Origin of the sequence: Bacillus sp. SIMBA_074, from assembly GCF_046534555.1 — a bacterium.
GTDB lineage: Bacteria > Bacillota > Bacilli > Bacillales > Bacillaceae_G > Bacillus_A > Bacillus_A mycoides.
Genome location: NZ_JAWRYM010000639.1, coordinates 1 through 266, shown reverse-complemented (window position 1 = coordinate 266; position 266 = coordinate 1). Strand labels below are relative to the sequence as shown.

Genomic DNA, 266 nt, shown 5'->3' with positions numbered 1-266 from the left:
CTTTTTATATATTGTCGTCTTTTGGATGTCGAAAAGGAAATGGAAGCCTTACCAATTTGAGCTAGTAACAGTCCTTCTCGGCTCTTTATCTATTGCAAAAGGTCTTTGGTCGGGTGGAGATGGCTACGGTATGATACTTCCGCTCGCTGTTTTTATCGGATTTCATATTGATGGTCGACGTTCCTTAGCGTATGCTACCTTTTTTTGTGCTACGACTACCCTACTTTTGTATTTCGACGAACTGTTAAAAATCACGCACGTTATCC

1 pseudogene is annotated in these 266 nt (G+C 41.0%); it reads left to right on the top strand.

The window, feature by feature from the left end:
- Positions 1-266: pseudogene (locus SB773_RS32315) on the top strand (sensor histidine kinase); the annotation flags it as partial.